The organism is Micromonospora matsumotoense (assembly GCF_050951065.1).
In the GTDB taxonomy this organism is placed as follows: Bacteria; Actinomycetota; Actinomycetes; order Mycobacteriales; family Micromonosporaceae; genus Micromonospora; species Micromonospora matsumotoensis.
Genome location: NZ_CP192025.1, coordinates 6,614,717 through 6,639,048, shown reverse-complemented (window position 1 = coordinate 6,639,048; position 24,332 = coordinate 6,614,717). Strand labels below are relative to the sequence as shown.

Here is a 24,332-nt window from a genome sequence, read left to right as displayed (position 1 = left end):
GCTGCGGGCCACCGGCCCCGGGCGTGACCGTGCCCGGTCGCCCGTTCCCGGATGTCGCGGTTCCGCTCGGGCCGGGCGGGGCGGGGTGGTCCGCTCAGCGCAGGTGGCCGTCCCCGGTCACCACGTACTTGGTGGAGGTCAGCTCGGGCAGCCCCATCGGCCCCCGGGCGTGCAACTTCTGGGTGGAGATGCCGATCTCCGCGCCGAAGCCGAACTCGCCGCCGTCGGTGAACCGGGTCGAGGCGTTGACCATCACCGCCGCCGCGTCGACCCGGGCCACGAACTCCCGGGCGGCGGACTGCGAGTCGGTCACGATCGCCTCGGTGTGGCCGGTGCCGTAGCGGCGGATGTGCGCGACCGCCGCGTCGAGCGAGTCGACCACGGCGACGGAGATGTCGGCCGAGAGGTACTCGGTGGCGAAGTCCTCGTCGGTGGCCGCCACCACGGCGGCGGAGTGGGCGGCGACCTCGGGGGAGCCGTGCACGGTCACCCCGGCCTCGGCGAACGCGGCCAGCACGACCGGCAGGAACCCGTCGGCGACATCGGCGTGCACCAGCAGCGACTCGGCGGTGTTGCAGGTGGAGAGGCGCTGGGTCTTGGCGTTCAGGACGATCGCCACCGCCTTGGCCTGGTCGGCGGCGGCGTCCACGTAGACGTGGCAGTTGCCCACCCCGGTCTCGATCACCGGCACCGTCGACTCCTCGACCACGGTGCGGATCAGCGACGCGCCGCCGCGCGGGATCAGCACGTCGACCAGGCCCCGGGCCCGCATCAACTCCTTGACCGAGTCGCGGCTGGTGGCGTCGAGCAGCTGCACCGCGTCGGCCGGCAGGCCGGCCCCGTCCACCGCGTCGCGCAGCACCGCCACCAGCGCCGCGTTGGAGTGCGCGGCCGACGACGACCCGCGCAGCAGCGCCGCGTTGCCGGACTTCAGGCAGATGCCGGCGGCGTCCACCGTCACGTTCGGCCGGGCCTCGTAGATGATCCCGACCACCCCGAACGGCACCCGGACCTGCCGCAGCTCCAGCCCGTTGGGCAGGGTCGAACCCCGGACCACCTCGCCCACCGGGTCGGGCAGCGCGGCCATCTCACGCAACGCGTCGGCGATGCCGGCCACCCGGCCCGCGTCGAGGGCGAGCCGGTCCAGCACGGCCGCGCTCAGCCCCGCCTCCCGCCCGGCCGCCAGGTCCGCCGCGTTCGCGGTGAGGATCTCCGGCGTACGCGCCACCAGCGCGTCGGCCATCGCGTGCAGCGCGGCATCCTTGACCGTACGGGTGGCGACGGCGAGGGCCTCCGCCGCGTCCCGGGCCCGCCGGGCCTGCTCGACGACGCTCATTGCGCACTCCTTGGGTGTCCGGAGGTGCCCCCGCGCAGGGCCACCTGTGTCACAGCAGCACCAGGTCGTCGCGGTGCACGACCTCGCGTTCGTACGCCGGGCCGAGCGCCGCGGCGAGTTCCCCGGTGGACCGGCCGAGCAGGCCGGGCAGCTCCACCGCGTCGTAGTTGACCAGCCCCCGGGCGACCGACGTGCCGTCGACGTCGACCAGGTCCACCGGGTCCCCGGCGGTGAAGGTGCCGTCCACGGCGGTGATCCCGGCCGGCAGCAGCGACTTGCGCCGACCGACCACGGCCTGCACCGCGCCCGGGTCGAGGTGCAGCCGCCCCCGGGGCGCGGTGGCGTGCGCCAGCCAGAACAGCCGGGCCGCCGGGCGTCGTCGGGCCGGGTGGAAGAACGTGCCGACCGGGCCGCCGGTCAGGGCTTCGCCGGCCAGCGGGGCGGCGGTCAGCACCACCGGGATGCCGAAGCCGGTGGCGATCCGGGCGGCCTCCACCTTGGTGACCATGCCGCCGGTGCCGACCCCGGCCCGCCCGGCCCCGCCGATGTCGACGCCGGCCAGGTCGGCCTCGCCGCGTACCTCGGTGATCCGGGTGCTGCCAGGTCGGGTCGGGTTGCCGGTCCAGAGCGCGTCGACGTCGGAGAGTAGAAGCAGCAGGTCGGCGTCGACCAGGGCGGCGACCAGGGCGGCCAGCCGGTCGTTGTCGCCGAACCGGATCTCCTCGGTGGCGACCGTGTCGTTCTCGTTGACGATCGGCACCGCCCGCAGGTCGAGCAGCTTGCGCAGGGTCCGGTACGCGTTGCGGTAGTGCGCCCGCCGGGTCACGTCGTCGACGGTGAGCAGGACCTGCCCGACGGTGAGCCGGTGCCGGGCGAAGCCGGCCGCGTACCGGCCGATCAGCAGGCCCTGGCCGACGCTGGCGGCGGCCTGCTGGGTGGCCAGGTCACGCGGGCGGCGGGGGAGCCCGAGCGGGGCGAGCCCGGCGGCGATCGCCCCGGAGGAGACCAGCACCACCTCGCGGCCGGCGGCGGCGAGCGCGGCGAGGGCGTCCACCAGGGTGTCCACCCGGGTCTCGTCCAGGCCACCGGTGGCGGTGGTCAGCGAAGACGAACCGATCTTGACGACGATCCGTCGGGCCTGGGTGACTGCTTCACGCACCCGCCCATTCTGCGTGGTCGGTCCCGGCGGACCCCGCCGCGTTCCCATATCCTGGCCGGTCGTGACGCCTGAGGAGTACGTGGAGGCGGTGCTCGCGCTGGTCGAGCGGATTCCGCCGGGTCGGGTGATGTCCTACGGGGCGATCGCCGACGCGCTGGCCGAGCGGTCCGGGCGGGCCTCGGCCCGGCTGGTCGGCTCGATCATGGCCCGGCACGGCGGCGGAGTGCCCTGGCACCGGGTGGTGAACGCGGCGGGCCGGTTGCCACCCGGGCACGAGGTGCGGGCGCGGGCGCTGCTGCGCGCCGAGGGCTGCCCGCTGCGGGGTGCCGGGGTGGATCTGGATGCCGCCAAATGGTGGCCGGATGAGGGGCGGTGACCAGGCGGTAACGTGAGTAACATTCGGCCGCATGGACGCGCCACCGGCCGAGCCCGGCTCCCCACCGGCCGAGCCCGGCTCCCCACCGGCCGAGCCCGGCTCTCCGCCCGCCGGCCCGCCCGCGCCGCCCGCCGGGGTGTCCCGGACGGACGTCGGCGGGTCCGTGCCGGCCGCCCGGGTGCCCACCTCGGACGGCGGCCCGTCCCGGCCTGCCGGCCGTCCCGGCCCCGACCCGTTGCCGCGTCGGGTGCACGCGGGTTATGCGCTCGGCTCGTTGGCCACCGGGGCGTTCGGCACGGTGCCCGGCCTGCTGCTGCTGCCCTACCTGACCGACACGCTCGGGGTGGCCGCCGGGCTGGCCGCCCTGCTGGTGCTGCTGCCGAAGGCGTGGGACGTGCTGGTCAACCCGGTCGCCGGGCGGATCTCCGACCGGACCCGCTCCCGGTGGGGGCCGCGCCGGCCGTGGCTGCTCGGTGCCGGGCTCGCCCTGGCGGTGCTCTTCGCCGCCATCTTCGCCGCCCCCTTCGGCGTCGGGCCGGCCGCCGGGGCGTACGTGGCCGTCGCGTTCCTCGCCACCGCCACCGCGTTCGCCTTCTTCCAGGTCCCGTACGTGGCGATGCCGGCCGAGCTGACCGACGACGCGGCGGAGCGTACCCGGCTGATGGGCTGGCGGGTCGCGGTGCTGGCGCTGGCCATCCTGATCTCCGGCGCGGTGGCCCCGATGGTGGTGACCGCCGGCGGCGAGGGGGTGGCCGGGCACCGCTGGATGGGGGTGTTCGTCGCCGTGTTGATCGCGCTCGGCGCGCTCGGCGCGTTCCTCGGCACCCGGTCGGCGGCGACCGGCACGGTGACCGCCACCGAACCGACGCTGCGCGCCCAGCTCGCGGTGGTCGCCGCCGACCGGCCGTTCCGGGCGCTGCTGCTCTGCTTCGTCGTCCAGTCCGCCGGGGTGGCGACCGTGCTGGCCGGGGTCAGCTACTTCGCGGCCCAGATCCTGCGGGACCCGACCACCGGCCCCACCGTGCTGTTCGCCTGCTTCGTCGGGCCGGCGCTGCTGGTGATGCCGCTGTGGACCCGGCTCGGCGCGCGACTGGGCAAGAAGACCGCGCTGGTCGCCGCCTCGCTGCTGCTGGCCGCCGGGGCGGCGGCCCTGGTGGCCGCGCCGGTGCTGCCCGCCGCCGCCGTCTACGCGGTGGTCGCGCTCCTCGGCGTCGGGTACGCCGGGCAGCAGGTCTTCGCGCTGGCCCTGCTGCCCGACTGCGTGGCCGCCTCGACCGCGCGCACCGGCCGACGTCAGGCGGGGGTGTTCACCGGCCTGTGGACCGCCGGGGAGACCTTCGGACTGGCCCTCGGCCCGGGGATCTACGGCCTGGTCCTGGCCCTGTCCGGCTACGTCTCCTCGGCCACCGGCACCGCCGCCGCGCAGACCTCCACCGCCCGGCTGGGCGTGCTGCTCGGCTTCACCCTCATCCCGGCCCTGCTGATCGCCCCGGCCACGCTGCTGCTGCGCCCGCACCGCTACCTGCCGCCTGCCGGCCCCGCCGCGCCCGACGGCCGGGCGGGCGCCGAGGTTACCCACGCCACCGGAAAGGGCACCACGCTTCCATGATCGACGAGAACGGGGTGCCTGCGGAGCGGGTGCTGGACGAGATCAGGCAGCTCCGGGCGCAGGACCGCCCGGTGCACGGCGGCCGGCTGTTCGCCTACGTGTACGACCCCGGGGTCGCCGGGCTGGACGCGCTGGCCGGTGCGGCCCACGCCACGAGCGCCCACGTCAACGGGCTCGACCCGACCGCCTTCCCGTCCCTGCTGGCCATGGAGAACTGGCTGGTCGGGGCGACCGGCGGGCTGCTCGGCGGTGGGCCGGGCAGCGCCGCGCCGGACGTGGTGGGCAGCGTCACCAGCGGCGGCACCGAGTCGCTGATCCTGGCCGTCAAGGCGGCCCGGGACGCCCACCCGGAGCTGACCGCGCCCCGGATCGTGGTGCCGGCCAGCGGGCACGCCGCCTTCGCCAAGGCCGCCCACCTGCTCCGGGTCACCCTGGACACGGTCGGAGTCGACCCGGCCACCCTGCGCCCGTCGGTGGCCGACGTGGCCGCCGCGATCCGCCCGGAGACGGTGCTGGTGGCCTGCTCCGCCCCGTCGTACGCGCACGGGGTGATCGACCCGGTGGCCGGCATCGCCGAGGTCGCGGCGGCGGCCGGGGTGCGCTGCCACGTGGACGCCTGCTTCGGCGGCTGGACCCTGCCCTACCTGCGGCGCCTGGGCGTGCCGGTGCCGCCGTTCGACTTCACCGTCGACGGGGTCACCTCGATCTCCGTCGACCTGCACAAGTACGCGTACGCCCCGAAGGGGGTGTCGGTGCTGCTGCACCGGGATGCGACGCTGCGTGCCCCGCAGTACTTCGCGTACGCCGACTGGCCCGGCTACACCATGGTCAACCCGGTGCTCGCCTCCACCCGCTCGGGTGGGCCGATCGCCGCGGCGTACGCCACCCTGCGGCACCTCGGCGACGACGGCTACCTGCGGCTCGCCGCCGCCACCCGGGATGCGGTCGGCTGCCTGGCCACTGCCGTCCGTGGGGTCGACGGGCTGCGGCTGATGGCCGAGCCGGAGTCGACAGTGGTCTGCTTCACCAGCACCGACCCGGCGCTCGACCTGTTCGTCCTGGTCGACGAGCTGACCGCCCGGGGCTGGCACACCCAACCCCAGCTCCGGTACGCCGACCTGCCCGCCAGCGTGCACCTCACGGTGACCGCCTCGGTGGCGCCCCGGGTGGCCGAGTTCGGCCCGGACCTGGCCGCCGCGGTGGCCGCCGCCCGCCGGGCCGGGCCGGTCGAGTTGCCGGCCGAACTGCTCGCCCTGGCCGGGTCGTTGACCCCGGCGGCGCTCACCCCGGAACTGATCGGCGGGCTCGCCGCCGGGTTGGGGCTGGGTGCGGGGCCGCCGGACCGGATGGCGATGGTGAACACCCTGCTCGACGCCGCCCCCGCCGCGCTGCGGGAACGCCTGCTGGTGGAGTTCGTCGGCCTGCTGCAACGCCCTACCTGGTGACCGTCCCGGGGGCTGTCTCGGCAGCCCCCGGAACGCCCCGGGCCCTGCCCACCCCCGGGCCCTGCCCACCCCAGGGCCCTGCCCACCCCAGGGCCCTGCCCACCCCAGGGCCCTGCCCACGGGCGGGCCCTGCCCACGGGCGGGCCTGCCCGCCTGGGGCCCTGCCCCGGGGTGGCCGGCCCCGACCAGCCGGCCGGGCACGACGACCGTGCCCGGCCGGCTGGTCACCGGTAGGGCAGCGGGGTGACGTTGTCGTACTCGACCACCTCCGCGACGACCTGGTTCTCGGCGTCCAACGCCTTCGCGGTCAGCTCGGCCGTGCCCGCCCCGAGCGGGTCGTCGGGCACCACCCGCAGCCCCAGGGACAGCGGAACTCCGCCCCCGGTGCCAGGCCGCCCAGATCGCAGCGCACCGGCCCGCCGGCCGTCCCCGGGGCGGTCCGGCAGGCCTTCCAGCCGTCGCCGTCCGGGCGCAGCGCCGCCGGCAGGTCGAACCGGAGCGCCACGGAGCGGGCCGGGGCGGAGCCCACGTTGCGGACCCGCACCGTCGTGCCGCCGGCACGGGAGCCGTCCGGCGCGACGCCGAGCACCAGGTCGGTGGCGGTGACCACGAGATTCACCTCGTGCGGGTCGACCGGGAAGGTGGTCGGTCCGGAGACCTGGCGGAAGGACCCGCCGTCCCAGCGGTAACCGCGCCACTGCCGTTGCGACCACTCACCGGCCCAACCACCGCCCGGGTAGATGTCCCCGACCTGCACCCGGACCACCCCGTCGCCGCGTACCTGCACCCCGATCAGCCACTGGGGCCGCTCCCGGGCGCTGAGGACCACCCGCCCGACGGTGACGACCCGGCCGGTGGAGTCCCGGTCGAAGGCCACCACCTGCTGCCAGCCGTGGGTGCCGAAGACGCACTGGACCACCGCCACCGTCTCCTGCCCTCTGCCTGCGCACCGGGTTGCGTCCGCCGGCTGTGGTTGACTGTCCATTGGGAGACAGCGCAGCGGCCACGGCGACGTAACGGTCGCCGCCCGGCCGGACGAGGAGGCGGTCGTGCAGTTGCCGGCAGTGCTCGGCGAGCCGATCCGGTTCGTCCTCAACTGGGGGCGGCGTTACTCGCTCTGGGTGTTCAACTTCGGCCTGGCCTGCTGCGCGATCGAGTTCATCGCCACCAGCATGGGCCGGCACGACTTCATCCGGCTCGGCGTCATCCCGTTCGCCCACGGGCCCCGGCAGGCCGACCTGATGGTGGTCTCCGGCACGGTGACCGACAAGATGGCCCCGGCGATCAAGCGGCTGTACGACCAGATGCCCGAGCCGAAGTACGTCATCTCCTTCGGGGCCTGCTCCAACTGCGGTGGCCCGTACTGGGACTCGTACTCGGTGACCAAGGGCGTCGACCAGCTCATCCCGGTCGACGTCTACGTGCCCGGCTGCCCGCCCCGGCCGGAGGCGCTGCTGCACGGCATCCTCCGCCTCCAGGAGAAGATCGCCGCCGAGCAGTCCGGCATCGGCGGCGTCGACCGTACCGACCCCCTCGCCCCCCTGGCGGACGTCACCCCCTCCGACGGCAACCCCCCACGCCCGGTCGAGTCCCTGACCGCCCCCCCGATCCACCGCCCCCCCACCCCCTGACCCCCCGCCCCACCCACTCCCCGCGCCCCGCGCTGCCCCGTGCTCCCGCGCTGCTGCTCCCGTGCTCCCGCGCCCCGCGCTGCTCCCGTTGATCAAGAGCTTTACGTCACCTCCACACCAAAACCTGACCCAAACCTCTTGATCACCACCCTCAACCCCGCCGGAGCAGGCAGGCCGAGCGGTGCGGCTGCCGCTCGGCTCGGTGATCAAGAAGTTTGGGTCAGTTCTTCGCGGGATTTTGACGCAAAGCTCTTGATCAACGAGGGCCCGGCCGGCGGGGGCCGGCCGGCGGGGCCGGCCGGCGGGGGCCGGCCGGCGGGGGTGGCGGGGCAGTGGGCGGGGGAGGGTGGGTCGGCGGGGGGCAACTGGTGGGGTGGTGGGTGGGGGTTAGCGTGCGGGCATGAACGACTCTGCGGACAAGCGGTCCGCCTTCATCGTCGACGTGTTGACCGATGAGTTCGGCGCGTCGATGGCGCTCGATCCGGCGGCGTTCCGTCGCAAGTTCCGCAAGATGGCGGCGTCGCCGTTCTCCTTCTACCGGGGCAGCGCCGCGCTGTTCTACGCAGACCAGCGCGGCGACTTCGCCGACGACGCGTTCCTCGACGAGCGGACCAGCCGGGTGTGGATCCACGGCGACCTGCACGCCGAGAACTTCGGCACCTACATGAACGGCTCCGGGCACCTGGTGTTCAACGTCAACGACTTCGACGAGGCGTACGTCGGGCCGTTCTCCTGGGACCTCAAGCGGCTCGCGGCCAGCGTGGCGTTGCTCGGCTACGCCAAGGCCCTGTCCGACCAGGCGATCGGCGACCTGGTCACCGGGTTCGCCCGGTCGTACCTGACCGAGCTGCGGGCCATCGCCGCCGGTGGGGACGACGCGATCGGGTCGATCACCCTGGACAACGCCGACGGGGTGCTGCGCCGGGTGCTCCAGGAGGCCCGCCTCAACACCCGGGTCGACCTGTTGGCCGCGCAGACCACCGTCGACAACTACGAGCGGCGGTTCTCCCTCGGCGACGGGGTCTACGAGATCGACGGGGAGACCCGGGAGCGGGTCTGCGCCGCGTTCACCGCGTACCTGAAGACGTTGCCCGAGGCGACGGCCCGGCTGCGTCCGGTCGCCACCCAGATCAAGGACGTGGTGCTGCGCAAGGGCGTGGGCATCGGTTCGGCCGGGCTGCCGTCGTACAACCTGTTGCTGGAGGGGCACACCGAGGCCCTGGAGAACGACGTGGTCATCTACATGAAGCAGGCGCAGGTGCCGGCGGTGGCCCGGCACATCGACGACGAGCGGGTCCGGGGCTACTTCCGGCACCAGGGCCACCGGACGGCCGAGTCGCAACGGGCGTTGCAGGCGCACGCCGACCCGTGGTTGGGCTTCACCGAGCTGGACGGGGTCGGTCAGCTCGTCGCCGAGGTCTCCCCGTACGCCGCCGACCTGGACTGGTCGGACGTCAACGAGCCCGAGGAACTGGCCGGGGTGCTCGCCGACCTGGGCCGGGCGGTGGCCCGGATGCACTCGGTCGCCGACGACGAGTCCAGCCACGACCTGGTCGACTACTCCACCGAGGAGGCGATCGTCGCGGCGATCGGCGACGACACCGACGGCTTCGTCGGGCACCTGGTCGAGTTCGCCCACGCGTACGGGGTCCGGGCCCGCACCGATCACCAGCTCTTCGTCGACCTGTTCCGCAACGGCCGGCTCCCCGGCATCTGAGCAGCCCGGTCCGAGGTCGACCTGGCCGTCGTCGGTGGCGGGGCGCCGGGTGCGCCGGTCGGCCGCGGCGGGCGGGGTTCACTGGCCGAACTCCAGCACCACCTTGATGTCCTCGTCGGCGTGGGCGTACGCCTGGGCGTACGCCGACACCGGCACCCGGCGGGTGATCATCGCGTTCAGCCAGGACTGGTCGGCTTGGGCGAGCGCCTGGGCGGCCAGCTCCCAGTGCCGCCGGTTGGCGTTGACCGAGCCGAACACCACGTTGTTCTCCAGCACCAGCGCCCGGTTGAGCGCCCCGGCGTCGAAGTCGATGGTCCGGCCCCCGCTGGACACCCCGGTCAGGCAGACGATCCCGGCCGGGCCGACCTTGCACATGGCGTCCAGCACCACCGTCGGCGCACCGGTGCACTCGACCACCACGTCCGGCTCGAAGTCCAGCTCGTTCACCGGCACCGTGTGGTACGTCGCGCCGAGCGCCCGGACCAGGTCCGGCTTCGGCCCGGTGGTGCTGCGGTCCAGCACGTGCACCGACAACCCCCGTTGGACGGCCAGCAGGGCCGCCAGCAGCCCGATCGGCCCGGCGCCGGTGACCAGGACGGTCTGCGGCTTCCACTCGGCGCGGGTGCCGATCCGCGCGATGTGGTCCCACGCCTTCGCCACCACGCTGGCCGGTTCCAGCAGCATGCCGACCGGGGCGAGGACCGGGTCGAGCCCGACGGCGAACTTGGGTTGCACCCGCCACCGGTCCCGGGCGAAGCCGGGCAGCCCCTTGATCCCGTGCTCGGTGTACCGACCGTTGCGGCACATGTCCCACTCGTCGACCGCGCAGTTGGGGCAGGGCACCGGATCCGGGTGCCGGACGACGCCGGCCACCAGGTCACCGGCCTGCAGGGTGCCCGACGGGTCCTCCAGGACCCGCCCGAGCGACTCGTGACCGAGCACCAGCTCCCGCTGACCGGGCGGGGCCTCGCCGTAGTCCCCGGCGGTGATCTCCTGGTCGGTGCCGCAGATGCCGACGGCGAGCGCCTCGACCAGGATGGCGCCCTCCTCGGCCGCCGGCTCGGGCCAGTCCTGCACCAGTCGCAGCGAGTCGCGGACCCCGGGAGTCACCGTCACAGCGCGCACGGCCCCATCTTTCCCCGTCCCGTCCCGCCCCGCCCGGCAAAGCGACAGATGCCCGCCCCCGGTCCCGCACCCGGCAACGCGACAGATGCCCCACCCCGGCCCCGCCGGCTACGCGGCAGCCGCCCCACCCGGGAGCACCCCGCGATGCGGTGGACGACCCCTTCGGGGCGCGGCGGACGGCCGTCCGTTCACCTCATCCAGGTGTCCGCCGGGCGCGTACGACCGGGCGGGCGGACCCGGGGCCGGGGCGACGGCCATAGGATCAACCGCATGACTCCGGAAGAGGTCGGTCGGCGGGTGGTCGCGCTGCTCACGCCGGTCGAGGCGACCGCGTCGGTGTCCGGCGGGCAGGCCCACGCCCGGGCCACCGTCGACGTACCCCCGGCGGCCTGGGCGGACACCCTCCGCGCGGTACGCGACGACGCCGAGCTGGCCTGCGACTTCTTCGACTGGCTCTCCGCCGTGGACGAGCTGGCCGGCGGCTTCGACATCGTGGTCCACCTGTGGTCGACCCGGCACCGGCACGGGGTGCTGCTGCGGACCCGGGTGCCGAGGGCGACGCCGACGGTGACGTCGGTGGTCGACGTCTTCCCGGGGGCGGCCTGGCACGAGCGGGAGACCCACGAGATGTTCGGCATCGACTTCGCCGGCCACCGGGGGTTGACCCCGCTGCTGCTTCCGCCCGAGTTCGAGGGGCATCCGTTGCGCAAGGAGTTCGTGCTCGCCTCCCGGGTGGCGAAACCGTGGCCGGGGGCGAAGGAGCCGGGCGAGTCCGAGGCCGGCGGCGGTCGCCGCGTGGTCCGCCCACCCGGGGTGCCCGCCCCGGGGGAGTGGGGTGTGGTGCCGGCCCCGGCCGGCCCGGTGACCGTGGGCGACGGGCCGCGCGGCGCCTCCGCCCGCCCGCCCCGGGAGCGTCCGGCCCGGCCGGCGCGCGGTGACCAGGGCGGCGACGAGGGGGGTACGGCCTGATGCCGACCTGGTTGGAGCTGGTGATCCGGATCGGCGGGGTGCTGGTCGCGTTCCTGACCCTGCCGCTGATCGTCGGCCAGGCCGAGCACAAGGTGATGGCGCACATGCAGGGCCGGCTCGGTCCGATGTACGCCGGAGGCTTCCACGGCTGGGCGCAGCTCGTCGCCGACGGGATCAAGTTCGTCCAGAAGGAGGACATCACCCCACGCGAGGCGGACCGGGCGGTGTTCCGGCTGGCCCCGGTGGTGGCCCTGGTGCCCTACCTGCTGGTGCTGCTGGTGATCCCGCTCGGCCCGAACGACCTGGTCGGGCAGCCGCTGGACATCGGCCTGTTCTTCGTCCTGGCGGTGGTCGGGGTCGGCGTGGTGGCGGTGCTGATGTCGGCGTGGGCGTCGGCCAACAAGTACAGCCTGCTCGGTGGGCTGCGCGGGGCGGCCCAACTGCTCGGTTACGAGCTGCCGCTGGTGCTGGCCGCCGCCTCGGTGGCGATGGCGGCGGGGACGTTGAGTCTCGGCGGGATCGTCGAGGCGTGGCAGCCGTGGTGGCTGTTCTGGCAGGCGCCCGCGATGATCGTCTTCTTCGTGGCCGGGCTGGCCGAGATCCGGCGGCCCCCGTTCGACATGCCGGTCGCCGACTCCGAGCTGGTCTTCGGCTACATGACCGAGTACACCGGGCTGCGGTTCGCGTTCTTCCTGCTCGCCGAGTACGTCGGGATCGTGGTGATCGCCGCGCTGACCACCGTGCTCTTCCTCGGTGGGTGGCAGGGCCCGTTCGCCGACGCCCAGCTCGGGTGGCTGTGGACCCTGCTGAAGGTGTTCGCCGTCTCGTTCGTGATCATCTGGCTGCGGGTGTCGTTCCCCCGGCTGCGGGAGGACCAGCTCCAGCGGCTGTGCTGGCTGGTCCTGGTGCCGGCGGCGCTGGCCCAGTTGGTCCTCACCGCCGCCGTACGCCTCTCGCTGCACTGAGCGGGGCGTTCGGGTCGGCCCACGGGATACCCCCGGGTGGCCCGTCCACCCGGGGCCGCACCACACCGACGCGGCCCGGAGGGGCCCCGGAACACTCCCGGGGCCCCTCCGGCACGCTCACGGCGCGGCGTAGAGCAGGCGGTTCGGGGAGCCGACCCCCGGGTTGATCACCTTGCCGGTGCTGGCGGCGGCGATCAACGCGCTCTTGGCGGTGGCCAGGGTCGCCGCCGGGTTGGTCTGCCGGTAGCGGGCCAGCCACCCGGTGACGTGCGGGGCCGCCATCGAGGTGCCGGACCAGCCGCTGGCCACGGCGGTGTTCGAGGCGATGCCGGCGGAGGTGATGTCCACCCCCGGGGCGAAGATGTCGACGCAGGTCCCGTAGCTGGAGAACGAGGCCCGGTTGTCGCTGATGTCGGTCGCCGCGACGGTGATTCCCCGGGTGGAGCGGGGGCCGTTGGTGCAGGCGTCGGTGTTGAAGTTGTTGGCGATGAACACCGGGTACACCCCGTGGTCGATCAGGTTCTCGATCGAGGTGTTGGCGGAGGTGCCGTAGCCCTGGAGGCTGAAGTTCGCCACCGAGGTGGTCGCGTGGTGGGTGGCCAGCCAGTCGACGCCCTCGATCAGGTCGGTGCTCCACCCGGAGTTGTCGCACTGGAGCACCCGGACCGCCCGGAGGGTCACCGACTTGGCGACCCCGTAGGTGGTTCCGCCGATGGTGCCGGCGACGTGCGTGCCGTGGCCGTGGCAGTCGTTGGTGCCGTTGCCGTCGCCGACCGCGTCGTAGACCCCCGCGGCCCGGGTGCCGAAGTCGACGTGGGTGGCCCGGATGCCGGAGTCGACGATGTAGGCGGTCACCCCGGAGCCGGTCGAGGTGTAGCCGAAGCTGTTGCTCAGCGGCAGGTTGCGCTGGTCGATGCGGTCCAGCCCCCACGACGGCGGGTTGCTCTGCACGGCCTGGATGGAGATGCCGCCGGCCTGGCTGCGGTCGGCCCGGGCCGTCATCGGGCCGGTCCGGTCCGGGGTGGTGCTGGTCAGGCCACCCTGGATGCGGGTGTCCCGCTCCACGTACTGCACGGCCGGATCGTTGCGGACGGCGGCGAGCGCGGCCGGCGGCAGCACGGCGGCGTACCCGTCGAGAACCTGGGTGTAGCGGGTCAGCACCGTGCCGCCGGCCCGCTCGGCGGCGGCGGCCGACTGGCCGGTCCGGGCGAGGCGGGCGGTGCGGTCGGTGCCGGTCGGCTTGTCGGAGAGCACGACGATGTACCGGTCCGGCGCGGCCTCCGCGCTGCCGGCCAGCAGCGGCGCGGGCGCGGCCCGTCCCGGGCCGGGGGTGCCCGGTGCCGCGACGGCGGCGTTGGTGGTGGTGGCGAGCGCGCCGACGAGAACACCGGCGAGTACGCCCAGACGTGCGGTCCTGCTACCCAGCTTGCGCAAGGCTCGATCCTCCTCAAGAGGGGAGTCCGTAGTGGACAGGCGGCCCGCCGGCGGGAATCGCATCGACGGACGTCCCCTAGTCGAACAGGTCATATTGACCACCGTGTTAACTCTTGAGCACCGAAGGTGAATGTGCGACAGCTCTCAGTGGTCGGATTCGGTGGTCCGGCGACCGGCCGGAACGGCGGTGGCGCGGTGACCTGCCGGGCCGCCGTGGCTTCGCGTGCAGGTGGGTGACAGCAGCGCGCCCCCACCCGGCGGGCCGGGCGGGGGCGCGTGGTCGGGACGGTGGGTCAGCCGATCGGGGTGTGCTCCGGCGGCACCTGCTCGCCGGGCGGCGGGGGCGGCGGGGGAGTGCCGTCGCCGAACGGTCGACCGCCCAGCGCCTCCCGCCCGTGCGGGCTGAGCCAGTTGACCAGGTCCGGGCCGAGCGGCACCACCCCGGTCGGGTTGATGTCCCGGTGCACCTCGTAGTAGTGCCGCTTGATGTGGTCGAAGTCGATGGTGTCGCCGAACCCGGGGGTGGCGAACAGGTCCCGCGCGTACGCCCACAGCACCGGCATCTCGCTCAGCTTCTGCCGGTTGCACTTGAAGTGGCCGTGATAGACCGGGTCGAAGCGGACCAGCGTGGTGAACAGCCGCACGTCGGCCTCGGTGATGGTGTCCCCGACCAGGTAACGCTGGTTGGCCAGCCGGTCGCTGAGCCAGTCCAGCCGGTCGAACAACCGCCGGTACGCCTTCTCGTACGCCTCCTGCGAGCCGGCGAAGCCGCACCGGTAGACCCCGTTGTTGACGTCGGCGAAGACCACCGCGTTGACCTCGTCGATCTCGGCGCGCAGCGCTTCCGGGTAGAGCTGCGCAGCGCCCTCACGGTGGTACGCCGTCCACTCGGTGGACAGGTCCAGGGTCATCTGCGCGTAGTCGTTGGTGACCACCTGCCCGGTCGGCACATCGACGATCGCCGGCACGGTGATGCCCCGCTCGTAGCCGGGGAACCGGGCGAAGAACGCGTCGGCCAGCCGTTCGATGCCGAGCACCGGGTCCCGCCCGTCCGGGTCCAGGTCGAACGTCCAGCTCCGGGCGTCGTGGGTCGGCCCGGCCACCGCCATCGGCAGCGCCTCCTCCAGCCCGAGCAGCCGCCGTACGATGATCATGCGGTTGGCCCACGGGCAGGCCCGGCTGACCACCAGCCGGTAGCGGCCCGGCTCGACCGGGTAACCGTCCCGCCCGTCGGCGGTGATCCGGGTGGCGATGTAGCGCTGGTCCCGGGTGAATTCACCCCCCGGCTCGACGTACTTGCCGCCGGTCGTCGTGCCTGCCTCGTCGCCCACGTCGCCCCCTGAGTCTGCGTCGTTCGTGTCTGAGCCCCATCCTGACTGATCCCCGCGCCGTCGGCCTCCGGCGCGCTGGTCCCGACCCCTGGGCACTACCCGGAGTGCTGGTACCGGCACCCGCCCCGCCCCGCCTCCGGTGTCGGTGCCCGGATGCCGAGGCGCGCCGGGGTCGGCCGGTCTGTCGGGTGGAGTGGGCGGCGGGAGCGTCGTCGGCCCGACGGGTGGGCTGGTTACGCTGCCCGGATGATCGACGTTGCGGCGGTGGCCCGGCGGTTCGTGGCCGACGTGTGGAACGCCGGCCACGAGGAGTCGGTGTACGAGCTGGTGGCCGAGGAGTGCCCGGGGCTGGGCGGCACCGGCCCGGCCGCGCTGTTGGCCTGGCACCGGGAGCGTCGGGCCGCCTTCCCCGACCTGCGCTACAAGCTGGTGGACGTGGTGGCGACCGGGGACCGGGTGGCGCTGCGCTGGCGGGCCGCCGGCACCCAGGCGGGACAGTTCGGCCCGGTGCCGCCGACCGGGCAGGTGGTCAGCTATTCCGGGGCGACGTTCCTGCGCTTCGACACCGCCGGGCGGATCGTCGACGTGTGGAGCGTCAACGAGCTGTTCCAACTGCTGCAACAGTTGGGTGTGGAGATGCTGCCGCCGCTCACCGACGCCGGGGCGTGATCCGGGCGATCGACAGGTTCACCGGGAACGGCTCCCCGGTGTCGACGAACTTCGTCCACCGCCCGGTCTCGACGTAGACCTCGTTCACCGCGTCGATCTTGTAGGTGTGCACGACCAGGCCGTCGTCCTCCACCTCGATCCGCCAGTAGAACGGGATGCCGGCCTGCGCGTACAGGGTCGGTTTGAGCACCCGGTCGATGGAGCGGGTGCTGGGGGAGACGATCTCGACGGCCAGCACCACCTCGTGCGCCTCGTAGCGGGACGGTTCGCGGGCGGCGGCGGTGGACGTGGTCACCAGCACGTCGGGGATGAAGGAGCGGGTCCGGTTGATCCGCACCTCCACGGCCTGGGTCACGTCGTAGTCGTCGGGGCACTCCTCTTCGAGCGCGACGCCAAGTCGCATCGCGATGGTCTGGTGGATGCGAGTGGGGGAGGGGGACACGATCAGCACTCCATCGAGAAGTTCGCGGCGGTGGCCGTCCTCGGGCAGCGCGTCCAGATCGTCGGTCGTCCAGCCGCCCTCGGGCGGATAGTCGTTCTGCAACGCGGCAGTCATCGGTCGGTCCTTCCCGGTGCGTCGTTCTCCCCGCCTGTCAGGGTAACGCCGGCAAACGCCGGGTGGTGGTCGCGCACGCCGGGGCCACAGGGCAGGATGACCCCATGAGCGAGCGCAGCGAGGCGATGTCGTGAGCGAGCGCAGCGGCATTCCCGGCGAGGGGCTGGTGAAGGGGCTGGCGGTCACGTTGAAGACGATGACCCGCCGGTCGACCACCCAGCAGTACCCGGACGTCGCCCCCGAGCTGCCACCCCGCTCCCGGGGCGTGATCGCGCTGCTGACCGAGAACTGCACGGTCTGCATGCTCTGCGCCCGGGAGTGCCCCGACTGGTGCATCTACATCGACTCGCACAAGGAGGAAGTGGCGGTGGCCGGCGCGGCCCGCCCCCGCCAGCGCAACGTCCTCGACAAGTTCGACATCGACTTCTCGCTCTGCATGTACTGCGGCATCTGCATCGAGGTCTGCCCGTTCGACGCCCTCTACTGGTCGCCGGAGTTCGAGTACGCCGAGTACGACATCAAGGACCTGCTGCACGACAAGGACCACCTCGGCCAGTGGATGGCCACCGTGCCGCCGCCGCCCGCGCACGACCCGCACGGTGAGCCGGCGAAGGAGGAGACCACCGCCGCGCGCAAGGCCGCCGCCCCGACCAGCTCCGCCGCCCGCCCCACCGTGGTACGCCCCGAGCCCGCCCCCGCCGCCCCCCGCACCGCCCCCGAGCCCGGCCCCGCGCCCGCTCAGAGCCCGGAGCCCGGCCCCGCCCCCGAGCCCGGTTCTGCCGGCGACGGAGGTGCCCCCCGGTGACCGGTGCGGACGTGCTGCTGCTCGCCCTGGGCGCGGTGGCGGTCGGGTCGGGGGTGCTGGTGGTCGCCACGAAGCACCTGGTCCGGGCCGGCCTCTATCTGGTGCTCTGCCTGGGCGCGCTGGCCGGCGACTACCTGGTGCTCACCGCCGAGCTGGTCGCCTGGGTGCAGGTGTTGATCTACGTGGGCGCGGTGGTGGTGCTGTTGCTGTTCGCGGTGATGCTGACCCGGGCCCCGATCGGGGCCTCCGACGACCTGGACCGGCCGGGCTGGCCGGCTGCGCTGATCGGCGGCGGCGTCGGGCTGGGTCTGGCCGCGCTGCTGGTCGACGCGTTCCGCTGGTCGACGGCGGAGCTGCCGGCGGCGGGCACCGCCGAGGGCATCGGCGAGCAGGTGTTCCGCTCCTGGGTGCTGCCGTTCGAGGTGCTGTCGGTGCTGCTGCTGGCCGCCCTGGTCGGCGCGATCATCCTGTCCCGCCCGGACATCGGCCGCCGCCCCGACACCGCCGCGTCGTCGTCGCGAATGAAGGTGGTCCGGTGAGGCCGGTCATCCCGTACGTCACCGCCGCGCTGCTGTTCGGCCTCGGCGTCTACGGCGTGCTGCGGCGGCGCAACGCGGTGCTGGTGCTGATGGCGGTGGAGTTGATGCTCAACGCGGTCAACCTGATCCTGGTCACCGCCGACACCACCGTGCGGGCGGTGCTGCCGCACTCCGGGCAGGTCTTCGCGCTCTTCGTGATCGTGCTGGCCGCCGCCGAGATCGGGGTCGGGCTGGCCATCGTGCTCCAGCTCTACCGGCTGCGGGCCAGTGTCACCGTGGACGACGTGCCGCTGACCGAGCCGACCGACGACCGGCTGGGCGGCGGCCGGGCAGGGGTCGGGTCGGGCGGCGACGCGGGCACCGGGTCGGCCGGGGGCCGGGCGGAGGTCGGCCGGTGACCGGGGTGCTCGGGGCGGCGCTGCCGGCCGTACCCCTGGTTGCCGGGTTGCTCGGGTTGCTGCTGCCGCCGGCGTCGAAGGGCGCGACCGGCGGGCGGGACGTGGCCCGGCGGGCGGCGATCGGGCTGGGGGTGGCCGGCGCTGCCGGCGCGTTGCTGGTCGCGGTGCTGCTGCTGGTCCGGGTCGGCGACCCGGTCGAGACCAGCACCAGCTGGATCGACCTCGGTGGGCTGCGGGTCACCCTCGGGGTCCGGCTGGACGGCGTCGCCGCGCTGGTCGCGGTCGCGGTGTCGGCGGTGGCGCTGGCGGTGCAGGTCTACTCGGTGGCCTACCTGCGGCGCGGCCCGCACGACGACGTCGAGGTGGACCACCGCTATCCGCCCTACGCCGCGCAGATCAGCCTGTTCACCGCCGCGATGCTGCTGGTGGTGGTCAGCGGGGACCTGATCCTGCTGCTGGTCGGCTGGGAGGTGATGGGCCTCTGCTCCTATCTGCTGATCGCGCACGACCGCCGGCTGCCCGAGGCGCCGGCCGCCGCGATGAAGGCGTTCCTGGTCACCCGGGTGGGTGACGTCGGTTTCCTGCTCGGCATCGCGCTGCTCGGCGTCTCGGCCGGCAGCTTCCGGATCGCCGACGTGCTCGCCCACGACCATGCCACCGGCACGCTGACCGCCGCCTGCCTGCTGCTGCTCGCCGGGGTGGCCGGCAAGAGCGCCCAGTTCCCGCTGCACACCTGGCTGCCGGACGCGATGGCCGGCCCGACCCCGATCTCCGCGCTGATCCACGCCGCGACGATGGTCGCCGCCGGGGTGTACGCGGTGACCCGGCTCTACCCGCTGTTCACCCGGGCCCCGGTGGCGCTGGCGGTGCTCGGGGTGCTGGCCTCGATCACCCTGCTGCTCGGCGCGCTCGCCGCCACCGCCCAGGACGACCTGAAACGGGTGCTCGCCTGGTCGACGGTCTCCCAGCTCGGCTATATGACCGGCGCGCTCGCCGTCGGCGCCCCGGCCGCCGCGCTGTTCCACCTGCTCACCCACGCCGCGTTCAAGGCGCTGCTGTTCCTCGCCGCCGGTGCGGTGATCCACGCCGTCGGCACCACCCTGCTGTCCCGGATGGGTGGGTTGCGCCGCAGCATGCCGGTCACCTTCTGGTGCACCCTGGTCGGCCTCGGCGCGCTGGCCGGGGTGCCACCGCTGTCCGGCTTCTGGAGCAAGGACGGGGTGCTCGCCGCCGCCGAGTCGGCCGCGCTCGACGGCACCGGTCCCGCCCCGGCCTGGGTGGGCTGGCTGGTCTGGCTGACCGGGCTGCTCGGGGTGCTGCTGACCGCCGCGTACGCCACCCGCCTGCTGCTGCGCGCCTTCTTCGGCGCGCCCCGGCTGCCGCTGCTGCACCCGCACGACCCGCCGGCCCTGATGCGCTGGCCGGTGCTGCTGCTGGCCGTCCCGGCGGCACTGCTCGGGCTGGCGGCGTTCTGGCCGCCGTTCGCCGACCGGCTGCGGGGCACCGCCGCCGACGTCGAACTGTTCCACCTGGCCCCGGCGGTGCTGCTGCCGCTCGTGCTCCTGCTGGCCGGGGCGGGCCTGGCCTGGGCCGGCTGGCGACGGGACCCGGCCGCCGACCCGGCCCGCGCGCTGGGTCCGCTGCGCCCGGTGTTCGCCCGGGCCTTCCGCCTCGACGACCTCCAGCACACCCTCGTGGTACGCCCCACGACGGCGCTCGCCCGGGTGACGCGCACCGGCGACGAGGTGGGGGTGGACGGGCTGGTCGAGGGGATCGGCCGGGGCACCTCCACGCTCGGTGCCGGGCTGGCCGCGCTGCACCGGGCGGCACTGCCCCGGGCGACGGCGGCGGTGCTGGCCGGCGCCCTGCTGATCGGCCTGGCCGCCGCCCTGATCGGAGTCTCCTCATGAGCGCGAGGAGTGCAGCGCGGCGGAGCCCCGCAGTCGCGAGTGAAAGGCCGATCCGGTGAGCGCGAGGAGTGCAGCGCAGCGGAGCCCCGCAGTCGCGAGCGAAAGGCCAATCCGGTGAGCTTGGGGCAGGTGTTGCTGGTCGCGGTGCTGGCGCTGCCGGCGGTGGGGGCGGCGCTGGTCGCCGTGCTGCCCGGGGAGCGGGCGGCCCGGCTGCTGGGTACGGCGGTCGCCGGGCTGACCCTGGTCGGGGCGGTGCTGCTGGTGCTCGGCGACCACGGCTGGTTCGGCTACGGCCCGGCCCCCGCCGTGCAGCCGTGGCACCAGGTCGACCTGCCCTGGGTGCCCGGCCTCGACCTGCGCTTCCACCTCGGGGTGGACGGCATCTCCTGGCCGCTGGTGGTGCTCACCGCACTGCTCACCCTGCTCTGCTGCGGTTACACCGTGCGCCGGGTGCCCGAGGGCCGGGGCAGCGGCCGGGCCCTGGTGGCGCTGCTGCTGGTGGTCGAGGTGGGCATCCTCGGCACCTTCCTCGCGCTCGACCTGGTGCTCTTCTTCGTCTTCTTCGAGGTCGTCCTGCTGCCGATGTACGCGATCATCGCCGGCTGGGGCGGCACCGGCGTCGACCTGCCGGCGCGCGACGCGGCCCGGGCGGCGGCCCGCAAGTTCGCTCTCTACACGCTCTTCGGCTCGGTGCTGCTGCTGGTCGGCGTGTTCGTGGTGGTGGCCGCCGCCGGCACCGCCGACATCGTGGCGCTGACCGGTGGGGCGGGACTGTCCCGGGGCACCCAGTTGGCCGCGTTCACCCTGCTCGGGCTGGCGTTCGCGGTGAAGGCCCCGCTCTGGCCACTGCACTCCTGGCTGCCCGATGCGCACACCCAGGCCCCCACCGTCGGCAGCGTCATCCTTGCCGGGGTGCTGCTCAAGATGGGCACGTACGGCCTGATCCGGGTCGCGGTCGGGGTGGCCCCGGAGGGCGCCCGCTGGGCCGCGCCGGTCCTCGGGGTGCTGGCCGTCGCGGCGATCCTGGTCGGCTCGCTGGTCTGCCTGGCCCAGGAGGACCTGAAGCGGCTGATCGCCTACTCCAGCGTCGGGCACATGGGGTTCGTGCTGCTCGGGGTGGCGACGCTGACCGCCACCGGCATCCAGGCGGCGCTGATCGGCAACGTGGCGCACGGGGTGATCACCGGGCTGCTGTTCTTCCTCGCCGGGGCGGTCAAGGACCGGGCCCACACCGGGGCGCTGGCCGAGCTGTCCGGGCTGCGGGAGACCGCGCCCCGACTGGCCGGCCTGCTCGGCTTCGCGGCGGTCGCCTCGCTCGGCCTGCCCGGGTTGGCGGGTTTCTGGGGTGAGGCGTTCGCCGTGATCGCCGCCGTCGAGCGGGGCGGGCCGCTGTGGACCACGCTGGCGGTGCTGGCGGCGGTCGGCGGGGCGCTCACCGCCGCGTACTTCCTGCGGTTGCTGCGCCGGGTCACCCACGGCCGGCCGAGCCCGGTCGTCGGCCGGTTCACCCCCGGCCTGGCCGGGGTGGAGCTGACCGCCTGGGTCCCGCTGGTCCTGCTCGCCCTCGCCGTCGGCCTGGTGCCGACCCTGGTGCTCGGCTACGCCACCGGCCCGGTGGACGCCCTGGTGGCGGTGCTCCGGTGAGCGCGAGGAGTGCAGCGCAGCGGAGCCCCGCAGTCGCGAACGGAAGGTCGGTTCGGTGAGTCCCGCAGTCGCGAACGGAGGTGGGTACCGGTGAGTCTGGTGCAGAGCGTCGACAACGTGGCGTTGCTGCCGGCGTACCTGGCGGCCGGCACCGCCGTACTCGTGCTGCTGGCGGATCTGCTGGTCGGCCGGGCGGGCGCGACGGTGGCCGTGGCCTGCGCGGGCGTCGTCGCCACCGGGGTCGGCGCGGTGGTGGTCGGCGCGGCCGGCACCCGGCGGACGTTCTGTGTGGGTGCCGACTGCTCGTGGGTGTTCGACGGCCGGGCGGCTCTGATCGCCGGGGTCTTCGCCCTGCTCACCCTGGGCGTGCTCGGGCTCTCGGGTCCACTGCTGCGGGGCGGCCCGACGCCGGTCGGTGAGTACTGCTTCCTGCTGGCCTGCGCGATGACCGGTGGGGTGGTGCTGGGCGCGGCCGGCGACCTGATCACCCTGATCGTCGCCCTGGAGACCCTGACCCTGCCGTTGTACGTGCTGGTGGGCCTGCGCCGGGGCAGCCTGGCCAGCGCCGAGGCGGCGGTCACCTTCTTCGTGGTGAGCGTGGTGGCCACCACGGTCACCCTGCTCGGCGCGGCCCTGCTCTATGCGGCGACCGGCGGCCTGCACCTGGACCGGCTCGGCGGGCTGCTGGCCGATGCGCCCGACCTGCCGTTGATCCCGGCGGCGGTGGCGCTGGTGGTGCTCGGGCTGGCCTTCAAGGTCGCCGCGGTGCCGTTCCACGCCTGGGCCCCGGCCACCTATGACGGGGCGCCGCTGCCGGTGGCGGCCTATCTGTCCACCGCGTCGAAGCTGGGCGGGGTGGTGGCTCTGCTGGCGGTGGTGCAACGGGCGCTGCCGGCCGAGGTGACCGGCCCGGTGCTGGCCCTGCTGGCGGTGCTCACCATGACCGTGGGCAACCTGGTGGCGCTGCGCCAGCGGCGTACCGTCCGGTTGCTCGCCTGGTCGTCGGTGGCCCAGGCGGGCTACATCCTGGCTCCGCTGGGGGTGCTGGCGTTGACCGCCGGCCGGGCCGACGACGTCCGGGCCGGCGCGTACGCCGCCGCGGTGGCGTACGCGGTCTTCTTCGTGGTGGTGGAGTTGGCGGCGTTCGCGGCGCTGGTGGCGTTGCGTCCGGCGGGTGCGGACGGTGGCACGGTGGCGGACCTGCGCGGGGCGGCCCGGCGGCGGCCCTGGGCCGGGGCGGCGTTCGCGTTGGCCCTGGTCGGGCTGGCCGGCCTGCCACCCGGGCTGGCGGGGTTGTTCGCCAAGGTGACAGTGGTCCGGGCGGTGCTGGACGGCGGTGCCGGCTGGCTGGCCCTGGTGGTGGCGCTGAACGCGGTCATCGGCCTGGCCTACTACCTGCGCCTCGCCGCCACTCTTTATGCCGATCCGACCCCGTTGCCGACCGACCCGGCCCCCGCCGGTGAGCCGACCACGCCGACCCTCGGCGCGGTGCCCGGTCGGGCGGCCTGGCCGGTCACCGTGGCGCTGGCCGGGGCGACCGCGCTGGCCGTGGTGATCGGCTTCGCCCCCCAACTGGTGCTGGACCTCGCCTCCCGCTGAGTCGGCAGCGAAGCGGCAACCCGGCGCGTCGGGCGGCCCCTGACCTGGTGTCCCGGGTCGTCACCGGTGTCCGGTCCGTTCAGCGGGTTTCCAGCTTCTGTCAGTCAACTGCCAGTCATGAGCTGGATGGTTGACGGGTACCGGTGACGTTGTACCGGTCAGCGGGTCCCGCGCGACCCGCGCACCGAAGGAGCGATCGTGCATCACAACCGTCTGAAGACCGCAGCGCTGCTGGGCCTGCTGACCTCGCTGATCCTCGCGGTCGGCTACTGGTTCGGTGGGAGCGGCGGCCTCGTCATCGCCGTCGTCGTCTCGTTGCTGATGAACGGTGTGACCTACTTCTGGTCCGACAAGCTGGCATTGCGCTCGATGAAGGCGCAACCGGTCAGCGAGGCCCAGTTCCCCGAGCTGTACCGGATGGTCCGTGAGCTGGCCACCGAGGCCGGGCAGCCGATGCCCCGGCTGTACGTCAGCCCCACCGCGCAGCCCAACGCGTTCGCGACCGGTCGTAACCCGGCCAACGCGGCGGTCTGCGTCACCCACGGGATCACCGAGATCCTCGACTACCGCGAGCTGCGCGGGGTGATCGGTCACGAGCTGTCCCACGTCTACAACCGGGACATCCTGATCTCCAGCGTGGCGGCCGGGCTGGCCGGCATCATCACCATGCTGGCGAACCTGGCGTTCTTCATCCCGCTGGGCGGGAGCAACGACGAGGACGGCCCGAACCCGGCGGTGCTGCTGCTCACCATCATCCTCGGCCCGATCGCGGCCACCGTGATCCAGTTGGCGATCAGCCGGAGCCGGGAGTTCCAGGCGGACGCCTCGGGCGCGCAGCTCACCCGGGACCCGTTGGCCCTGGCCAGCGCCCTCCGCAAGATCCACGTGGGGACCCAGGCCCGGCCGCTGCCCGCGCAGGGCCAGCTGACCAGCACCGCCCACCTGATGATCGACAACCCGTTCAAGCGGGGTGGCGGCATCGCCGCGCTCTTCTCCACCCACCCCCGGATGGAGGAGCGGGTGGCCCGGCTGGAGCAGATGGCCCGCAACTCCGGCCCGGTGCAGTTCCAGCGCTGACCCCGAGCGAGACCCGACCCGCGCCCGCGCCCGCGTCC

At 74.1% G+C, this 24,332-nt stretch carries 23 protein-coding genes; 15 read left to right on the top strand and 8 right to left on the bottom strand.

The window, feature by feature from the left end; all coding sequences use genetic code 11:
• Positions 1 to 94 precede the first annotated feature (94 nt).
• Together ACQP1S_RS28380 and proB are read right to left on the bottom strand one after the other, a co-directional pair.
• Entirely contained in the window at positions 95 to 1,336 is a 1,242-nt protein-coding gene (locus ACQP1S_RS28380) for a glutamate-5-semialdehyde dehydrogenase (protein WP_432900768.1), read from the bottom strand.
• A gap of 49 nt (positions 1,337 to 1,385) precedes the next feature.
• Complete coding sequence (proB, locus tag ACQP1S_RS28375; protein ID WP_091242182.1) at positions 1,386 to 2,543, bottom strand: glutamate 5-kinase; 1,158 nt, start codon at positions 2,541 to 2,543, stop codon at positions 1,386 to 1,388.
• Positions 2,544 to 2,556: 13 nt separating this feature from the next.
• On the opposite strand from proB, the gene ACQP1S_RS28370 reads away from it, so the two are divergent.
• From ACQP1S_RS28370 to ACQP1S_RS28360, 3 genes are read left to right on the top strand one after another with little or no spacing between them, the layout of a single operon-like run.
• Positions 2,557 to 2,871: an MGMT family protein gene (locus tag ACQP1S_RS28370; RefSeq protein WP_088644748.1), complete on the top strand. Its 315-nt coding sequence runs from the start codon at positions 2,557 to 2,559 to the stop codon at positions 2,869 to 2,871.
• A gap of 31 nt (positions 2,872 to 2,902) precedes the next feature.
• A complete protein-coding gene (locus ACQP1S_RS28365) occupies positions 2,903 to 4,480 on the top strand; it encodes an MFS transporter (RefSeq protein WP_432900765.1) in 1,578 nt (525 codons plus the stop codon).
• Entirely contained in the window at positions 4,477 to 5,925 is a 1,449-nt protein-coding gene (locus tag ACQP1S_RS28360; RefSeq protein ID WP_432900763.1) for a pyridoxal phosphate-dependent decarboxylase family protein, read from the top strand. Before ACQP1S_RS28365 ends, ACQP1S_RS28360 begins: the two co-directional genes overlap by 4 nt.
• A gap of 224 nt (positions 5,926 to 6,149) precedes the next feature.
• Here the strand turns inward: ACQP1S_RS28360 and ACQP1S_RS28355 are convergent, their stop codons facing one another.
• Positions 6,150 to 6,272 carry a hypothetical protein gene (locus tag ACQP1S_RS28355; protein WP_432900761.1) on the bottom strand — a complete coding sequence of 41 codons (123 nt, stop codon included), beginning with the start codon at positions 6,270 to 6,272 and terminating at the stop codon, positions 6,150 to 6,152.
• Positions 6,233 to 6,850, bottom strand: a complete 618-nt coding sequence (locus tag ACQP1S_RS28350) for a hypothetical protein (RefSeq protein ID WP_432900759.1) — start codon at positions 6,848 to 6,850, stop codon at positions 6,233 to 6,235. The genes ACQP1S_RS28355 and ACQP1S_RS28350 overlap by 40 nt, the downstream gene beginning before the upstream one ends.
• Before the next feature lie 124 nt (positions 6,851 to 6,974).
• Here ACQP1S_RS28350 and ACQP1S_RS28345 point away from each other — a divergent pair, with 124 nt between their 5' ends.
• Positions 6,975 to 7,556 carry an NADH-quinone oxidoreductase subunit B gene (locus ACQP1S_RS28345; RefSeq protein WP_091242168.1) on the top strand — a complete coding sequence of 194 codons (582 nt, stop codon included), beginning with the start codon at positions 6,975 to 6,977 and terminating at the stop codon, positions 7,554 to 7,556.
• Between the two features lie 400 nt (positions 7,557 to 7,956).
• On the top strand, positions 7,957 to 9,273 hold the full coding sequence (locus ACQP1S_RS28340) for a DUF2252 domain-containing protein (protein WP_432900757.1): 1,317 nt from the start codon (positions 7,957 to 7,959) through the stop codon (positions 9,271 to 9,273).
• Positions 9,274 to 9,351: 78 nt separating this feature from the next.
• On the opposite strand, the gene ACQP1S_RS28335 is transcribed toward ACQP1S_RS28340, so the two are convergent.
• Positions 9,352 to 10,398 (bottom strand): glucose 1-dehydrogenase, encoded by a 1,047-nt coding sequence (locus ACQP1S_RS28335; RefSeq protein WP_432900755.1) that lies wholly within the window; start codon positions 10,396 to 10,398, stop codon positions 9,352 to 9,354.
• 270 nt (positions 10,399 to 10,668) lie between these two features.
• Between ACQP1S_RS28335 and ACQP1S_RS28330 the strand changes: the two genes are divergently transcribed.
• Together ACQP1S_RS28330 and nuoH are read left to right on the top strand one after the other, a co-directional pair.
• Complete coding sequence (locus ACQP1S_RS28330) at positions 10,669 to 11,367, top strand: NADH-quinone oxidoreductase subunit C (RefSeq protein ID WP_432900753.1); 699 nt, start codon at positions 10,669 to 10,671, stop codon at positions 11,365 to 11,367.
• The gene (gene nuoH / locus ACQP1S_RS28325; protein ID WP_432900751.1) at positions 11,367 to 12,332 is read left to right on the top strand and encodes an NADH-quinone oxidoreductase subunit NuoH; all 966 of its coding nucleotides are present in this window, start codon (positions 11,367 to 11,369) and stop codon (positions 12,330 to 12,332) included. The genes ACQP1S_RS28330 and nuoH overlap by 1 nt, the downstream gene beginning before the upstream one ends.
• A gap of 117 nt (positions 12,333 to 12,449) precedes the next feature.
• Here the strand turns inward: nuoH and ACQP1S_RS28320 are convergent, their stop codons facing one another.
• Both ACQP1S_RS28320 and ACQP1S_RS28315 read right to left on the bottom strand, forming a co-directional pair.
• Positions 12,450 to 13,766, bottom strand: a complete 1,317-nt coding sequence (locus ACQP1S_RS28320; RefSeq protein WP_432900749.1) for a S8 family peptidase — start codon at positions 13,764 to 13,766, stop codon at positions 12,450 to 12,452.
• Positions 13,767 to 14,059: 293 nt separating this feature from the next.
• Positions 14,060 to 15,097 (bottom strand): glutathione S-transferase family protein, encoded by a 1,038-nt coding sequence (locus tag ACQP1S_RS28315; protein WP_357778735.1) that lies wholly within the window; start codon positions 15,095 to 15,097, stop codon positions 14,060 to 14,062.
• A 246-nt stretch (positions 15,098 to 15,343) separates the two neighbouring features.
• Between ACQP1S_RS28315 and ACQP1S_RS28310 the strand changes: the two genes are divergently transcribed.
• Complete coding sequence (locus ACQP1S_RS28310) at positions 15,344 to 15,766, top strand: ester cyclase (RefSeq protein ID WP_432900746.1); 423 nt, start codon at positions 15,344 to 15,346, stop codon at positions 15,764 to 15,766.
• On the opposite strand, the gene ACQP1S_RS28305 is transcribed toward ACQP1S_RS28310, so the two are convergent.
• Complete coding sequence (locus ACQP1S_RS28305) at positions 15,747 to 16,322, bottom strand: Uma2 family endonuclease (protein ID WP_432900744.1); 576 nt, start codon at positions 16,320 to 16,322, stop codon at positions 15,747 to 15,749. The two genes, ACQP1S_RS28310 and ACQP1S_RS28305, sit on opposite strands and share 20 nt — an antisense overlap.
• Before the next feature lie 130 nt (positions 16,323 to 16,452).
• On the opposite strand from ACQP1S_RS28305, the gene ACQP1S_RS28300 reads away from it, so the two are divergent.
• The 7 genes from ACQP1S_RS28300 to htpX all read left to right on the top strand — a co-directional run bounded on the left by ACQP1S_RS28300 (position 16,453) and on the right by htpX (position 24,294).
• The gene (locus tag ACQP1S_RS28300) at positions 16,453 to 17,127 is read left to right on the top strand and encodes a NuoI/complex I 23 kDa subunit family protein (protein WP_432900742.1); all 675 of its coding nucleotides are present in this window, start codon (positions 16,453 to 16,455) and stop codon (positions 17,125 to 17,127) included.
• Positions 17,124 to 17,666 (top strand): NADH-quinone oxidoreductase subunit J family protein, encoded by a 543-nt coding sequence (locus tag ACQP1S_RS28295; protein WP_432900740.1) that lies wholly within the window; start codon positions 17,124 to 17,126, stop codon positions 17,664 to 17,666. Before ACQP1S_RS28300 ends, ACQP1S_RS28295 begins: the two co-directional genes overlap by 4 nt.
• Positions 17,663 to 18,064, top strand: a complete 402-nt coding sequence (gene nuoK / locus ACQP1S_RS28290) for an NADH-quinone oxidoreductase subunit NuoK (protein ID WP_432900738.1) — start codon at positions 17,663 to 17,665, stop codon at positions 18,062 to 18,064. The genes ACQP1S_RS28295 and nuoK overlap by 4 nt, the downstream gene beginning before the upstream one ends.
• Entirely contained in the window at positions 18,061 to 19,974 is a 1,914-nt protein-coding gene (locus ACQP1S_RS28285) for an NADH-quinone oxidoreductase subunit 5 family protein (RefSeq protein ID WP_432900736.1), read from the top strand. Before nuoK ends, ACQP1S_RS28285 begins: the two co-directional genes overlap by 4 nt.
• Positions 19,975 to 20,088: 114 nt before the next feature.
• Entirely contained in the window at positions 20,089 to 21,618 is a 1,530-nt protein-coding gene (locus tag ACQP1S_RS28280; RefSeq protein WP_432900734.1) for a complex I subunit 4 family protein, read from the top strand.
• A 90-nt stretch (positions 21,619 to 21,708) separates the two neighbouring features.
• Positions 21,709 to 23,217: an NADH-quinone oxidoreductase subunit N gene (locus ACQP1S_RS28275; RefSeq protein WP_432900732.1), complete on the top strand. Its 1,509-nt coding sequence runs from the start codon at positions 21,709 to 21,711 to the stop codon at positions 23,215 to 23,217.
• A 198-nt stretch (positions 23,218 to 23,415) separates the two neighbouring features.
• Complete coding sequence (gene htpX, locus ACQP1S_RS28270; protein ID WP_357778753.1) at positions 23,416 to 24,294, top strand: zinc metalloprotease HtpX; 879 nt, start codon at positions 23,416 to 23,418, stop codon at positions 24,292 to 24,294.
• Positions 24,295 to 24,332: the final 38 nt, after the last annotated feature.